8 protein-coding genes are annotated in these 15,598 nt (G+C 76.5%); 1 reads left to right on the forward strand and 7 read right to left on the reverse strand.

From position 1 onward, the window contains the following. Positions 1-23: 23 nt before the first annotated feature. A complete protein-coding gene (locus AC3WUG_RS15105; protein ID WP_492328422.1) occupies positions 24-845 on the reverse strand; it encodes an RDD family protein in 822 nt (273 codons plus the stop codon). A 76-nt stretch (positions 846-921) separates the two neighbouring features. After that, positions 922-2,289, reverse strand: coding sequence for a hypothetical protein (locus tag AC3WUG_RS15110; RefSeq protein ID WP_492328423.1), 1,368 nt, complete (start codon positions 2,287-2,289; stop codon positions 922-924). 260 nt (positions 2,290-2,549) lie between these two features. On the opposite strand from AC3WUG_RS15110, the gene eccCa reads away from it, so the two are divergent. Further along, a complete protein-coding gene (gene eccCa, locus AC3WUG_RS15115) occupies positions 2,550-6,527 on the forward strand; it encodes a type VII secretion protein EccCa (RefSeq protein WP_492328424.1) in 3,978 nt (1,325 codons plus the stop codon). A gap of 660 nt (positions 6,528-7,187) precedes the next feature. On the opposite strand, the gene AC3WUG_RS15120 is transcribed toward eccCa, so the two are convergent. From AC3WUG_RS15120 to nuoL, 5 genes are all read right to left on the reverse strand, one after another. Next, the gene (locus AC3WUG_RS15120) at positions 7,188-8,780 is read right to left on the reverse strand and encodes an RDD family protein (RefSeq protein WP_492328425.1); all 1,593 of its coding nucleotides are present in this window, start codon (positions 8,778-8,780) and stop codon (positions 7,188-7,190) included. 379 nt (positions 8,781-9,159) lie between these two features. Then, complete coding sequence (locus tag AC3WUG_RS15125) at positions 9,160-10,167, reverse strand: polyprenyl synthetase family protein (RefSeq protein ID WP_492328426.1); 1,008 nt, start codon at positions 10,165-10,167, stop codon at positions 9,160-9,162. Positions 10,168-10,271: 104 nt separating this feature from the next. After that, positions 10,272-12,053 carry an NADH-quinone oxidoreductase subunit NuoN gene (gene nuoN, locus AC3WUG_RS15130; protein ID WP_492328427.1) on the reverse strand — a complete coding sequence of 594 codons (1,782 nt, stop codon included), beginning with the start codon at positions 12,051-12,053 and terminating at the stop codon, positions 10,272-10,274. Further along, positions 12,050-13,672 (reverse strand): NADH-quinone oxidoreductase subunit M, encoded by a 1,623-nt coding sequence (locus tag AC3WUG_RS15135; protein WP_492328428.1) that lies wholly within the window; start codon positions 13,670-13,672, stop codon positions 12,050-12,052. The genes nuoN and AC3WUG_RS15135 overlap by 4 nt, the downstream gene beginning before the upstream one ends. Positions 13,673-13,682: 10 nt before the next feature. Further along, positions 13,683-15,596 carry an NADH-quinone oxidoreductase subunit L gene (nuoL, locus tag AC3WUG_RS15140; protein WP_492328429.1) on the reverse strand — a complete coding sequence of 638 codons (1,914 nt, stop codon included), beginning with the start codon at positions 15,594-15,596 and terminating at the stop codon, positions 13,683-13,685. Positions 15,597-15,598 lie beyond the last annotated feature (2 nt).

Below are 15,598 nucleotides of genomic sequence, written 5' to 3' on the forward strand. Positions count from 1 at the left end.
CTCCCCGGCCTTCGTCGGCAGCGTCAGGTGTGTATAAGAGGCAGGCGCGGCGGCTGCGGCGGCTGCTGCGGCACCGACGCGGCGACGGCCGCTGCCTGCGCGCCCCCCGGCGTCGCCCCCGGCTGCTGCGGCACCCCCGCGGCCCCCACCTGCACGCCCGCCCGCGGCGCCGTCCCCACGGCCACGGCCCCCGCGCGCTCCGCGGCGTCGGCGGCCGCCTCCACGGCCCGCTCGTGCGCCCGCACGTCCACGACGACGGCCCGGCCGACGCGGTCGTGCCACGCCTGCGCCCGCCCGGTCTTGTCGAACGCCCCCGACGCCACGACCAGCCACTGCCCGAGCCCCGCTGCGGCGTGCCCGGCGGCGAGCACGAGCCCGCGCAGGAACCCGCGCGCCGGCCCGACCGAGTACGGCGTCTCCTCGCGCGCGGTGCGCAGGCCCAGGAGGGTGTTGCCGAGCGTCCGGCCGGTGTGCGCCTCCCAGACGAGCAGGCCGACGGCGAGCTCGACGACGACGAGCGCCGCGAGCAGCCACGAGCCGGTCCAGGCCAGCAGACCACCGGCCACGGCGCCGACGGCCACGGCGTCGAGCGCGTAGGCCAGCACGCGCCTCCCGGGGCCGGCCGGGGTCGCGTCGCCGAACGCGGGGTGCAGCACGGCGGGTCGCGGTTCGCGGGGCCGCGCGTCGGCGCGGGTCCGGCCCTGGGCGCCCTCGACGACCGTCACGGTGGCGTCGGGCTGCGCCGGGGCGCCGCACGCGGTGCAGAACCGGGCGTCCTCGCGCAGCGGCCGGTGGCAGCTCGCGCACGCGCGGACGGCGACGGTCCCGACGGGGATCGCGCTCATCGTTTGGTCCACGTCGGCTCCCCCGTCGTCGCTCTCGTCCTGCCCCTGCCCCGTCGCGGGGGAGGGGGGGCCCGCCTCACGACGTCACCCGCCGCAGCGTCTCGATCAAGTCCGCCGCCACCAGCGCCGCGGGCAGCGCGAGCACGACGCCCAGCCCCTCGACGAAGTCGGCGAACCGGGACGCCACCACCGACTGCCACCCTCGCCCGAGCGCCACGCCGATCGCCGCGGCGGCCAGCCCGACCACGAGGCACCCGGCGGCCAGCAGCACCGCGTCCGGCCCGAGCCGCGGCGCGCCCAGCGCCGCGAGCTCGACGAGCACGAGCGCGGCGGCCACCCGCGGCGCCCAGCGCGCGACCGGCCCCCGCGCCGCCCGCGGCTGCAGGGACAGCACGGCCACCAGCGCCGCCACCAGCGCCACGGCGGCCCAGCCGCGGAGCGTCCCCCGCTGCGGGTCGCCCAGCGCCGCGACGAGCACCAGCGGCACCAGCACCGGCGGCAGCGCGCACACCAGCAGGACGCCGGCGTCCGTGCGGCGCTCGGCGGAGTCGACGGTGCGGACGACCTGGCGCTCGTTGACCCGGCCGAGCCCGCGCGGCCGCGGCCCGCGGACGGACGGGGCGGTGCGGGCGACGTGCGCGAGGTCGACCAGCTGCTCGTCCGGCACGGACAGCGCCATGACGGGGATCGCCCGCAGCCCGACCGGCGTCAGGCCCAGCAGCACCGCCGCGGCGACGACGCCGGGCAGCCCGGCCAGCAGCACGGCCAGTGCCAGCCCGGCCACCACGCCGACGGCGACGACCAGCACCCCGGCGACGTCCTGGCCCCGGCGCTCCGCCCGGGTGGCGACCCAGCGCACCGCGGCGACGGCGGTCGCGGCCACCAGACCCGCGACGAGCGCGAGCCGCCGGTCGGCGGACCCGGCCGGGTCGACGGCGGCCACACCCGCGGCGAACGCCAGCACGGGGGCGACGAGCGTGGCGGCGGTCGCCGACGCCACGGGCAGCACGGCCAGCGCGAGCGCGGCGGCCCCGAGCAGCAGGGCGGCGGCCAGCGCGAGCCAGCCCCGCGCGACGGGGTCGATCAGCGCCACGGCCGCCAGCACCCCGGACGCGGCCGCGGCGGCGCCGAGCAGCGCGGGCTGCGGGTCGGGCCGGCGGGCGACCCAGCCGGCGCGGGCCCGGGCGGCCCGGCCCCGCGGGCGCGCCGCGGGCGCGACGACGTGCACGACCGCGCCGTCGGCCACCTGCGCGGCGACCGGCGCGGCGAGGTCGAGGACGCGGCCGGACGAGTCGAGCACGAGCATCCCCGGCACGAGCGGCACCCCGGCGGCGGCCAGCAGCTCGCCGAGGGTGCGGGCGGCGTCCAGGGCGACGTCGAGGCGGCGGGCACCCAGGTGCACGGCGACGCGCGTCAGGGGCGCGCCGGTCGACTGCACCGTCACGCGCTCTCCCTCCGCCGGTCGCGCGCCCGGCGGGGCGTCGGCGGCGGTCCCGCCCGCCCCCGGGCGCGGCGCCAGTCATGCTATGCGGTCAGGGCCGGTCAGCACCCCGGTCGTCCCCCCGTCCGGGGGGACCGCGGCCAGGATCGCCCGGACGGTGGAACGCCGACCTACCCGCGCGCGCCCGTGCGGGTAGGTTGACGCCACAGGAACGTCGGGGGGCGTCTGGCTCCCCGCCCGGCAGGAGGGACCGAGCGCCGACGATGTCGATCGCGCCGCAGCAGGGGACGCGCCTCGAGCCGCCCGCCGTCCCCAGCGGACAGGTCGTCCTGCAGCCCCCGCCCGAGATCCAGGCCTCCGACGGCATCAGCGGCATGCTCGCGAACGCGATCCCGATGCTCGGGTCGGTCGGCTCGATCGTGTTCGTCGCGACCACCCAGCCGGGGCCGCGCGGCTTCATCACGGCCGGCATGTTCCTGCTGGCCTCGCTCGGGTTCGTCGGCGTCAACGGCTGGCGGCAGCGCTCGCAGCACCAGGCGCAGGTCGTCGGCGCCCGCCGCGAGTACCTGGCCTACCTGTCCGACCTGCGGAACTCGGTCCGCCAGGCCGCGGGTGCCCAGCGCCGCGCCGCGGAGTGGACCTCTCCCGAACCGCGCGCGCTGCCCGCCGTCGCCGAGGAGCGCACCCGCGTGTGGGAGCGCCGGTCGCAGCACGACGACTTCCTGGTCGCGCGCGTCGGCGTCGGCGCGCAGCCGCTCTGCCTCGACCTCGAGGCCCCGCAGACCCCGCCGCTGGCGCAGCTCGACCCGGTGGCCGCGTCCGCCGCGCACCGGTTCCTGGTGACGCACCGCGTCCAGCAGGGCGTGCCGATGGCCTTCGACGTGCGGTCGGTCGCCCGCATCGAGGTGACCGGCGCCGCCGCGGAGTCGCGCGCGCTGGCCCGGGCCGTCGTCAGCCAGCTCGCCACGTTCCACGCCCCCGAGGACCTGCAGATCGCCGTCGTCGCGAGCGACGCCGCGCTGCCCGAGTGGGACTGGGTCAAGTGGCTGCCGCACGCGCACTCGACCCGGTCCCGCGACGCGGTGGGCGCAGCCCGGATGATCGGCACCACGCTCGCCGACGTCGAGTCGCTGCTCCCCGAGGACCTGACGGACCGCCCGCGGTTCGGCTACGCCGCCGAGGCGCCGCTGCCGCACGTGCTGGTCGTGGTCGACGGCGGGCACGTGCCGGTCGGCAACGCGATCCTCACCACCGACGGCGTGCTCGGCGTGACCGTCCTGGAGCTCCCCGACCGCTGGGACGAGCTCGACGAGCCGACGACGCTGCGGCTCAACGTCGGCGGCGCGGTCGCCACCGAGGACGCCGTCCGCGCGCCGGTCGACGTGCTGCGGCTCGGCAACCCGCCCGTGCGGGTCGAGGGCGACCAGATGTCCGTCGCGGACGCCGAGGCCACCGCGCGCCGCCTGCTGCCGCTGCACGTCGAATCGGGTCCGGAGCGCGGCGACGAGGAGGTGTCGTCCGAGCTGGTCGACCTGCTCGGCGTCGGCGACGTCCGGGACCTCGACCTGGACGTGGCCTGGCGGCCGCGCCTGCCCCGCGACCGGCTCCGGGTGCCGATCGGCGTGACCCCGCAGGGCCAGCCCGTCGCGCTCGACATCAAGGAGTCCGCCCAGCAGGGCATGGGCCCCCACGGCCTGATCATCGGCGCCACCGGCTCCGGCAAGTCCGAGGTGCTGCGCACGCTGGTGCTGGCGCTCGCGATGACGCACTCGTCCGAGGACCTCAACTTCGTCCTCGTCGACTTCAAGGGTGGTGCGACGTTCGCCGGCATGGCCGACATGCCGCACGTCTCCGCGATCATCACGAACCTCGGCGAGGAGCTCACGCTCGTCGACCGCATGCAGGACGCCCTGCAGGGCGAGATGGTCCGGCGCCAGGAGCTGCTGCGCGCCGCGGGCAACTTCGCGAACGTCGCCGACTACGAGAAGGCGCGCAAGGGCGGCCGCACCGACCTGGCGCCGCTGCCCGCCCTGCTCATCGTCTGCGACGAGTTCTCCGAGCTGCTCTCAGCCAAGCCGGAGTTCGTCGACCTGTTCGTCACGATCGGCCGCCTGGGCCGATCGCTGCAGATGCACCTGCTGCTGTCCTCGCAGCGGCTGGAGGAGGGCCGGCTCCGCGGGCTGGAGTCGCACCTGTCCTACCGGATCGGCCTGCGGACCTTCTCGGCCGCCGAGTCGCGCACCGTGCTCGGCGTCCCCGACGCGTACACGCTGCCGCCGGTCCCCGGCATGGGCTACCTCAAGCCCGACACCACGACGATGATCCAGTTCCGCGCCGCCTACGTCTCGGGTCCGCCGAAGGCCCGCCGCCGCACCGCCACCGGCGGCACCGTCGCGGGCACCGGGCTCGCCCGGCTGGAGTCGTTCACCGCGGCGCCCGTGCTCGGCGGCGTCGTCGCCGAGCCGGCGTCCACCGAGGTCGTCGCGACCGAGCCCGAGGAGTCGCGGGCGACGTTCGACATCGCGGTGCAGCGGATGAAGGACCAGGGCCCGCCCGCGCACCAGGTGTGGCTGCCGCCGCTGGTCGTCCCCCGCACGCTCGACGAGCTCATGCCAGACCTGGTCGCCGACCCGCGGCTCGGCCTGGTGTCCCCGGGCTGGCGGTCCGCCGGCACGCTGACGGTCCCGCTGGGCACCGTCGACCGACCGCTGGAGCAGCGCCGCGAGAACCTCACCGTGTCCCTCGGCGGCGCGGCCGGCCACATGGCCGTCGTCGGCGCCCCGCGCACCGGCAAGTCGACCGTGCTGCGCTCCGTGGTCACGGCGCTCGCGCTCACGCACACCCCGCTCGAGGTGCAGTTCTACGTGCTCGACTTCGGCGGCGGCACGTTCGCCCCGCTGGCGGGCCTCGCGCACGTGTCGGGCGTCGCGTCCCGGGCCGAGCCCGACGTCGTGCGCCGCACGGTCGCCGAGGTCGAGTCGATCGTCGACGAGCGCGAGCGGTACTTCCGCGCGAACGGCATCGACTCGATCGAGACCTACCGCACCCGCCGCGCGCAGGGCACCGCCGACGACGGCTACGGCGACGTGTTCCTGCTCGTCGACGGCTGGTCCACCATCCGCGCCGAGTTCGACGAGCTGGAGCCGCGCATCCAGGCGCTCGCCGGCCGCGGCCTCACGTTCGGCGTGCACCTCGTGGCGTCCGCCGCGCGCTGGATGGACTTCCGCACCCAGGTGAAGGACCTGTTCGGCACCCGGCTGGAGCTCCGGCTCGGCGACCCGATGGACTCGGAGATCGACCGCAAGGTCGCCGTCAACGTCCCCAAGGACCGCCCGGGCCGCGGCCTCGCCGTGTCGAAGCACCACGTGCTGACCGCGCTGCCCCGCGTCGACGGCGACGCCTCGCCCGACACCCTCGGCGCCGGCGTCGCGCACCTCATCGAGACCGTCAACGCCGCGTGGCAGGGCCCCGCCGGCCCCAAGCTCCGGCTGCTGCCCGACGAGGTCACGCTCGACCACGTCCGGTCCGACGCCCGCGCCGACGCGCGCCGGCTGCTGCTCGGCATCGACGAGGCCGCGCTCGCGCCGGTCGGGATCGACGTCGCCGAGGAGCCGCACCTGTACGCGTTCGGCGACGGCGGCTCCGGCAAGTCCGCGCTGCTCCGGGCCGTGGCGTCCGAGATCCGCCGCCTGCACACCCCGCAGCAGGCGCAGATCTTCGCGGTCGACTTCCGGCGTTCGCTGCTCGGCGAGATCCCCGAGGAGTACCTCGCGGGCTACTTCACCACCCAGGACCAGGCGGCCGCCGAGATCGCGGGCCTCGCCGACTACCTCCGCACCCGGCTGCCCGGGCCGGACGTGACGCCGGAGCAGCTGCGGTCCCGGTCGTGGTGGACCGGCGCCGAGGTCTACGTGATCGTCGACGACTACGACCTGGTCTCGACGACCACCGGCAACCCGCTGCAGCCGCTCGTGCCGCTGCTCGCGCAGGCGGGCGACGTGGGCCTGCACCTGGTGCTGGCCCGCCGGTCCGGCGGCGCCGGGCGCGCGATGTACGAGCCCGTCCTGCAGGCGCTCCGCGACCTGGCCGCGCCGGGCATCGTGATGTCCGGCAGCCCGGACGAGGGCGCGCTGGTCGGCGGGGCGAAGCCCGTGCCGTCGGTGGCGGGACGCGCGCAGCTCGTGACGCGCGACGAGGGCCGCCAGGTCGTCCAGCTGGCCTGGACCCCGCCGACCCTCTGATGCGGCGCCGCCCGCGGCGGCCGCGCGCCGGGTGCGCCGGGTGCGCCCTGTGCCGCGCGCCGTGCTCCGTGTGCCCAGCTCTGCGCGCCTCGACGGGGCATCCGACGCGTCGAGCGAGCACCCGCGGACTACCCGCTCGACGCGTCGGCTGCTCGCTCGCGCCGTCCTGGTGGGGCGAGCCCGTCGACGGCCGCAGCCAGCTCCTCGCCGCCGAGTGCCTATGCGACACGTCGAGTGCCTACCCGGCGGATAGGCACTCGACGTGTCGGGTAGGCACTCGAGGCCCGGGGCGCGCTGAGGCGGTGGCCGGGCTCGGCGCGGAGCGACGGCGGTCCGGCGTCGAGCACGGCGTGAGGGCGGCGCGGCCGGCCCCGGTCCCCCCGGCCCCGGGGCGGCGCGCCTGCCGGGAGACCCGGCTGCGACCATGCTGCCGCCGGGGGCGCGCGCGTCACCTCATCCGCACGGGATGAGCGTCGCCCCCGCCGACGGCGGCTGCGCTGCCGAGCGCGGTACCTCCCGCCGACCGCGGTCGCCCCGGCTACCGCGCTCGGCGCGGAGGACCGCGCTCGGCGCACGTGCCTTCCCGGGCGCGAGGTCGACGGTGCTCGGTCAGGTCGAGCGGCCCCGCCGGGCTCGGACGCGGCCCGCCTGGCCTCGGCGTCAGGCCGTGCTGACGGTGATGCGGCGGCTGCCCAGGACCAGGGTCCAGCCCGCGCCGACGCGGGCCGGCTGCCCGGGCGGGAGGCTCCACGGCTTGCCCGCCGCGTCCAGGAGGACGGTGCCGTTGGTGGAGCCGCGGTCGACGACGTCGAGCCCGCCGTCGACCGGCCAGAACGCCAGGTGGGTCGACGACACCGACTGCTCCGGGTCGTCGATCGTGACCAGGTGGGCCCACTGCTCGGCGCCGGGGACCGGACGGCGTCCGACGAGGCCTGGGCCGGTGACGGCCACCCGGACGCCGGTGTCGAGCACCAGGGCGAGCGTCGACGACGCCGCGTCCAGCGAGCCCGCCCAGCGGCCGACGCGGGTGTGCTCGAGGTCGCCGAGGTCGGCGGTCGGGACGGTGGTGTCCGGGAGGTCGGGCGGGGGGTCGGCCGCCGGGGTGGGGACGACAGGCACGCCGGGAGCGGCGTCGGGCGACGGGGTGCGCGGGGGCGGCGGGTCGACCGGGGCGGCGGGCTCGGGCGCGGCGGGGGTGGGCGCTGCGTGCCGCGGGGGGCGGGCGCCGTCGTCCGCGACGGGCGCCGGGGGCGTGTCGACCACACCGCCCGGGGCCGCGGGCGCAGGGTCGAGCGGGGCGGGCGTCGGGGCCGGCAGGACTGTCGCCGAGGCGGCCTCGATCGGTTCCGTCCCGTCCGACGCGGCGGCGGGCGCCACCGGGGTGGGGGCGGCAGCGGGGACGACCGGCCCGGAGGTGACGGGCGCAGCGAGGTCCTCGCGCGTGCCGGCGGCCGCCGCGGGGCGGACGCGCACCTCGCGCGCCGAGGTGGGTGCGACCGGCCTCTGCGGCGCAGCAGCGAGCGGCGCGGGTGCCGGCTCGCGCGGAGCGGCCGCCGCGCGGTCGGCGGGCGCGTGCGGTGCCCGCGTGGGCACGTCCGCGTCGACCGGGGCGGCGTCCGGGGCGGGCGCGACGGGCGCGGGCGGGCCCGAGGTCGGCGCGACGCGCGGCGCGGCCTCGGACGGCGCGACCTCGGCGGACGGCGGGGTCGTCGTCGGGCGCGGCGGGCCGGAGGTGGGGCCCGACGACCGGCCGGCGGGCGCGGACGACGGCGCGGGCGCCGCGGCAGCGGGCGCGGGCTCCGGGTAGTCCTCGCGGCGGGGCGCGCGGGCGCGGAGCACGAGGGTGCCCGCGGCCTTGTCGTGCCAGCCGCGCTGCTCCGGGCCCTCGTCCCAGGCGCCGGAGCCCGCGACGACGTACACGCCGACGCCCCCGAGCAGGACGCCCAGCGCCTGGACGACGCTCCGCACGAGCACCGCCCACAGGCCGGGCGCGCGGCCCGTCCGGGCGGACACGGTGCGGGTGCCGAGCAGCGCGCCGCCGACCGTGCGACCCCCGAACGCCTCGGCGAACCACTGCCCCGCGGCGAGCAGCAGCAGGAGCAGCCCGGGGACGAGCAGCGCGCCGACCGAGCCGTCGGAGCGCAGCGCGGGCAGCACCGCGAGCAGGCCGGCGCTGCCGACGAGCACCGCGAGCGCCTGGTCGACGAGCAGGGCCACGAGCCGGCGCCACACGGGCGCGACGGCGTCGTCCACGTCGGCCCCGAGCGACCAGCCCGGCGCAGCCGCCCCCGCGCCGCGTCCTGGGCCCGTCCCCGGCGCGAGTGGATCCTTGCGCGCGGACCCGCCGGGGCGTGTCGGTGCGAGTGGATCCACTCGCACCGGGGCGGGGTCGTCGCCTCCGACGGCCCGGTCGGCGGACGGGGGTGCGTGCGGCGCGGCGACGCCCGGCACGCCGACGCCCGGCGCGCCCGCGCCCGGCGCCGCCGCGACCCGCGTCCCGCACGTGCCGCAGAACGCCGCGCCCGGCTCCAGCCCCGCGCCGCACACCGCGCAGACCTGCGCCCCGGCGCCGCCCCCGGCCACGCCCGCCACGTCCGGCGTGCTCATCGCTCCCCCCGAAGCCGTCAGCGCGTCAGGACGCCCGGTCGACCAGCGCGTCCGCGAACGACACGAACGAGTCCTTCACGGGCCCGTCCGGCAGCGGCGCGAGCAGGTCGACGGCCTCGGTCACCAGCGCGGCGGCCCGCTCCCGGGTCTCCCGGACCACGTCGTGCGCGCGGAGGTCGGCGAGCACCTGGGCGAGCACGGCGTCGTCGGACAGGTCGCCGTCGAGGCGGGCGACGAGCTCGGCGTCGGCGGGGTCGGCGCCGGTGGCGGCCCGCTCCCGGAGCAGCAGCACGGGCATGGTCGGCACCTGCTCGCGCAGGTCGGTGCCGGGGGTCTTGCCGGAGACGTCGCCGGCGGAGGTGAGGTCCAGGACGTCGTCCGCGAGCTGGAAGGCCACGCCGATCCGCTCGCCGAACGCGGCGACGGTCTCGACGGCCTCCGGGGACGCGCCGCCGTACATGGCGCCGAGCCGCGCGGAGGTGGCGATGAGGGACGCCGTCTTGTCGGCGAGCACGTGCAGGTAGTGCTGCACGGCGTCGTCGTCGGCGCCGGGGCCGGTGGACTCGTGCAGCTGGCCGAGGCACAGCCGCTCGAAGGTGCCGGCCTGGATGATGACGGCCTCCGGTCCGAGGTGCGCGACGGTGCTGGAGGCGCGCGCGAACAGCAGGTCCCCGACGAGGATCGCGACGTTGTTGCCCCAGACCTCGTGCGCGGCGGGGGCGCCGCGGCGCAGCGGCGCGGAGTCCATGACGTCGTCGTGGTAGAGCGACGCGAGGTGCGTGAGCTCGACGACCACGGCGGCGTCGAGGACGTCGTCGGCGCCCGGGGTCCCGCCGAGCTCGGCGGACAGCAGCGTGAGCAGCGGGCGCAGGCGCTTCCCGCCGGCGTTCGCCAGGTGGTGCGCGGCGTCGTCGACGAGCGGGTCGGCGTACGCGACGGCGGCGCGCAGACGCTCCTCGACGACGTCGAGGCGTCCCGCGATGCGCTCGGCGAGCACGGGGTCGGCGAGCGGCAGGGCGGTCGGGGAAGTCACGGGTCGAACCTATCTGGCCGCACGGGCCGGGGCAGAACCGACGCGGCCGTGCGCCCGGCCACGCGAGTGGTCGGGCGCACGGCCGCGTGCGGACGGGAGAGCGGTCAGGGCAGGAGCTGGGCGACGCCCGCGACGGCGTCCAGGACCGGGCCGGGCAGCACGCCGAGGAGCACGGTCAGCACGGCGCAGGCGCCGATGGCGACGACCGCGAACCCCTGCGACGCGACGACCACGGCGCCCGGGCGGGCCTCGTCGTCGGCGTCGTCGCGCGGGCCGCCGTGCGGGCTGGTGAAGAACATCAGGACGATGATCCGGACGTAGAAGAACGCGGCGGCCGCGGAGGCCACGACGCCGACCACCGCGAGCGGCCAGGCGCCGCCCTCGACGGCCGCGGAGAACACCGCGAACTTCCCGGTGAACCCCGCCGTCAGCGGGATGCCCGCGAACGACAGCAGGAACAGCGCGAACGTGGTGGCGAGCACCGGGTTGGTCCGGCCGAGGCCCGCCCACTGGGACAGGTGCGTGGCCTCGCCGAGGACCGGGCCCTCGGCCTCGACCGGCGGCTCCTCGCCGTCGGGGTCGGCCACGGCGTCGGCCCGGTCGGCACCCGCGCCCGTCCCCGCGACGTCCACCGTCGACCCGGCCGAGGCGCCGCCGGTCGCGCCCGCCGACGCCAGCGCGGGCACCCGCGCGCCCGCGACACCCGCGACACCCGCGCCCGCACCCGACCGCACCGCCCCGCGCTCCCGCACGAGCGACACGATCCCGAACGCCCCCACCGTCGCCGCCCCGTAGGCCAGCAGGTAGAACAGCACCGCCGTGATCCCGGACTGCACCAGCGCGACCACGCCGGTGAGCACGAAGCCCGCGTGCGCGATCGACGAGTACGCGAGCACCCGCTTGACGTCGGTCTGCACCAGCGCGACGACCGTGCCGACCGCCATGGTGGCGATCGCGACGGTCCACATCACCGGCTCGAGGTCCCAGCGCAGGTCGGGCACCACCGTGTAGAACACCCGGACCAGCGCGCCGAACGCGGCCACCTTGGTGCAGGCGGCCATGAACCCGGTGATCGGGGTGGGCGCGCCCTGGTACACGTCGGGGGTCCAGGAGTGGAACGGCACCGCGCCGACCTTGAACAGCAGCCCCGCGAGCACCAGCAGGGACCCGGCGAGCAGCAGCCCGTCCATGCCGGACACGGTGCGGACGGCGTCGGCGATCTCGGCGTACCGGAGGGAGCCGGAGAACCCGTAGAGCAGCGCGATGCCGAACAGCAGCAGCGCGGACGCGAACGAGCCCAGCAGGAAGTACTTCATGGACGCCTCCTGGCTGAGCAGGCGGCGGCGCCGGGACAGCCCGGTCAGCAGGTAGAGCGGCAGCGACAGCACCTCGAGCGCCACGAACAGCGTCAGCAGGTCGCCCGTCGCCGGGAAGATGAGCATGCCGCCGGTCGCGAACAGCACGAGCGGGTAGACCTCGGTCTGCTCCAGGCCCGCGGCGCGCGCGGCCTCCTCGTAGCCGGAGCCGGGCACCGCGGCGCCCTGCGGGGCGAACGCGTCCTCGCCGGTGGCGGTGCGGTCCGCCATCACGAGCACGGCCAGCAGCGCGAGCACGGCGGTGATGGCCCACAGGACCAGCGTCGGGCCGTCGACCAGCAGCGACCCGCCGAGCACGTCGGTGCCGCCGGTGTCCGCGACGCCGTTCCAGAGCGCGGCGACCGCGACGACGGCGGCCGCGAGGGCGACCAGGGTCAGCGTCAGCTGGACCACGCGGCGGACGCGCCGCGGCACGAGGGCCTCGACCAGCACGCCGACGACGGCGGCGCCGAGCACGATGAGCACCGGCGCGAGCTGGGCCCACGCGATGTCGGGCACGGTGAAGCTCACTGCTCGCTCCCCTCGGAGTCGCCGTCGACGGCGATCGGCATCTCGACCGCGGGCGGCTCGCCGCCCACGTGCTCGATGGTCTGCGCGGCGGGCTCGTCCACCAGCCGCAGCGCGGGCGCCGGGTAGAAGCCGAGCACCAGCATGATCGCGATGAGCGGGCCGACGACCCACCGCTCGCGCCCGCCGATGTCCCGGGTGCCGGCGAGGTCGCCGCGCACCGGGCCGGTGAACAGGCGCTGGTAGGTCCACAGGACGTAGACCGCGGCCAGCACGACGCCCAGCGCCGCGACCACCGCGGCGGCGCGGTTGGTGCCGAACGAGCCGACCAGGACCAGGAACTCGGACACGAAGGTCGACAGGCCGGGCAGCGAGAGCGCGGACAGGCCGGTGACCAGGAAGACGCCGGCCAGCACCGGGGTGACCTTCTGCAGGCCGCCGAAGTCCTCGATCCGGGCGGAGCCGCGGCGCGCCGCGAGGAACCCGACCAGCAGGAACAGCGCCCCGGTCGAGAGCCCGTGGTTGACCATGTAGAACGACGAGCCGGCGACCGAGGTCGACGTGAAGGCGAAGATGCCGAGCACGATGAACCCGAAGTGCGACACCGAGGTGTACGCCACCAGCCGGAACAGGTCCTGCTGGCCGATCGCGAGCAGCGCCCCGTAGAGGATCGACACGACGGCCAGCGCGATGATCACCGGCGCCGCCCAGCGGGACGCCGCCGGGAACAGCGGCAGGCAGAGCGTGAGCATCCCGAAGGTGCCGACCTTGTCGAGCACGCCGACCAGCAGCGTGGAGGTCCCGGCGGGCGCCTGCTCGGCGGCGTCGGGGAGCCAGGTGTGCACCGGGAACATCGGGGCCTTGATCGCGAACGCGAGGAAGAACGCGAGGAACAGCCAGCGCTCGGTCCCGACCGGCAGGTCCAGCCCGGTGAGGTTCTCGGTGAGGAAGCCCTGCGGCCCGCCGGGGCCCTGGAGGTAGAGGGCGATGACGCCCGCCAGCATGATGAGCCCGCCCGCGAGCGAGAACAGCAGGAACTTCACGGCCGCGTACCGCCGCCGGGGCCCGCCGAACGCGCCGATCATGAAGTAGACCGGGATCAGCATGGCCTCGAACAGCACGTAGAACAGGAACACGTCCCGGGCGGCGAACACCGCGACCATGAACGCGGTCAGCACCAGGACGAGCGCCAGGTAGTGCCGCAGCCGCTCGGTGGGCAGCGCGCCGGAGCCCTGCTCGCGCCAGGCCGCGAGGATCACGACCGGCACCAGCACGACCGACAGCAGCACCAGCGCGAGGCCGACGCCGTCGACGCCGACCGCGTACGAGACGCCGAGCTGCGAGATCCAGGCGTGGGTCTCGCTCAGCTGGTGCACGCGGGCGGCGCCGGTGTCGAAGGCCAGCAGCGCGCCGACGCCGAGGGCGACCTCGACGAGCGAGACGCCGAGGGCGATCTGCCGGGTGTACCGCCGCGGCCCGGCGGTGACGGTGCCCTCGGCGTCGGCCGGGACGGCGGCGCGCGAGCCCCGCGGCAGCAGCCACAGGACGAGCGCGCCGACGAGCGGCCACACGATGAGGAGGGTCAGCCACGGCACGTCCGTGGTGGCGACGGAGGACGACATCGACTTCCCCTCAGATCCTGGGTGCCAGGACGACGACGGCCAGCACGACGAGGCCGAGCAGCATCGTGGCGGCGTACTGGCGGGCGTAGCCCGTCTGCAGCCTGCGCACGAGCTCCCCGATCCCGACCGTGAGGCGGCCGAGCCCGGTGAACGTCCCGTCGACGGCGGTGCGGTCGCCGTAGACGAGGGAGCGGGTCAGGTGGCGGCCGGGCTCCACCAGCACGGCGTCGTTGACGGCGTCCTGGTAGAGGTCGACCCGGGCCGCGCGGGTGAGCACGGACCCCTCCGGCGCCGTCTCCGGCACCGGCAGCGAGGCGTACTGCCGCCAGGCGAGCACGAGGCCCACGGCCACGGCCAGCAGCGTGACGACCTGGATCACCAGGACCGGCAGCACCGGCTCGTGGTGCTCGACGTGCCCGGTCACCGGCTCCAGCCAGGTGGTGAAGCCGCCGCCGAGCTGGAGCACGAAGCCCAGGCCGACGGAGCCGATCGCGAGCACGACCATCGGGATGGTCATCAGCGCGGGCGACTCGTGCGGGTGCGGCTCGTGGCCCTCGGCGTCCTTGGTCCAGCGCTTCTTCCCGTGGAAGGTCATGAAGAACAGCCGCGACATGTAGAACGCGGTGATCCCGGCGCCGATCAGCGCGACCGCGCCGAACAGCCAGGCCCGCCACTCGCCGGCGCCCTCGGGCACCACGAACGCGGACTCGATGATCTTGTCCTTCGACCAGAAGCCGGAGAACGGCGGGACGCCGAGGATCGCGAGCCAGCCGAGGCCGAACGTGACCCAGGTGACGACCATGTACCGGCGGAGCGCACCGAACCGGCGCATGTCGGTCTGGTCGTCCATCCCGTGCATCACCGACCCGGCGCCGAGGAACATGCCGGCCTTGAAGAAGCCGTGGGTCACGAGGTGGAAGATCGCGAACGCGTACCCGACCGGGCCGAGGCCGGCGGCGAGCACCATGTAGCCGATCTGGGACATCGTCGACGCGGCGAGCGCCTTCTTGATGTCGTCCTTCGCGCAGCCCACGACCGCCCCGAACACCAGCGTGATCGCGCCGACGATCGTGACGACGAGCTGCGCGGTGGGCGCGCCCTCGAACACCGGCGCGGACCGGACGATCAGGTAGACGCCGGCGGTGACCATCGTCGCCGCGTGGATGAGCGCGGACACCGGGGTCGGGCCGGCCATCGCGTCGCCGAGCCAGGACTGCAGCGGGAACTGCGCCGACTTGCCGCACGCGGCGAGCAGCAGCATCAGGCCCATCGCCGTGAGCGTGGCGGTGGACGCCAGCCCGCCGTCGATGCCCGCGGACACCGACGCGAAGTCCACCGAGCCGAACGTCGCGAACATGAGCATGAGCGCGACCAGCAGGCCGAGGTCGCCGATGCGGTTGGCGACGAACGCCTTCTTGGCGGCGACCGCGTACGGGGTGTGGTGGTTCCAGAACCCGATGAGCAGGTACGACGCGAGGCCGACGCCCTCCCAGCCGACGAACAGCAGCAGGTAGGAGTCCGCGAGCACCAGGATCAGCATCGCCGCGATGAACAGGTTCAGGTAGGCGAAGAACCGGCGCCGCGCGGCGTCGTGCGCCATGTACGCGACCGAGTACAGGTGGATCAGCGAGCCGACGAACGTCACCAGCAGGACGAAGGTGAGCGACAGCGGGTCGACCAGCAGCCCGGCCGACAGGTCGAACCGCCCCGCGGAGATCCAGTCGAACAGGTGCACGTCGATCGAGCGGTCGTCCGCGGGCCGGCCGAGCAGCTCGACCAGCAGCAGCGCGCCGACGACGAACGCCGCGGTCGACGCCAGCAGGCCGAGCCAGTGGCCCCAGCGGTCGGAGCGCCGCCCGAGCAGCAGCAGCACCGCCGCGCTCGCCAGCGGCACCGCCACCAGCAGCGGGGCGAGGGAGTTCACGT

The sequence above is a fragment of the Cellulomonas sp. EB106-03-03-XG116 genome (genome assembly GCF_058792015.1).

Bases quoted from the DNA above. Each gene is read 5' to 3' on its own strand.
- AC3WUG_RS15135 (WP_492328428.1), bottom strand. From the start codon at position 13,672: ATGTCGTCCTCCGTCGCCACCACGGACGTGCCGTGGCTGACCCTCCTC.
- AC3WUG_RS15105 (WP_492328422.1), bottom strand. From the start codon at position 845: ATGAGCGCGATCCCCGTCGGGACCGTCGCCGTCCGCGCGTGCGCGAGC.
- eccCa (WP_492328424.1), top strand. From the start codon at position 2,550: ATGTCGATCGCGCCGCAGCAGGGGACGCGCCTCGAGCCGCCCGCCGTC.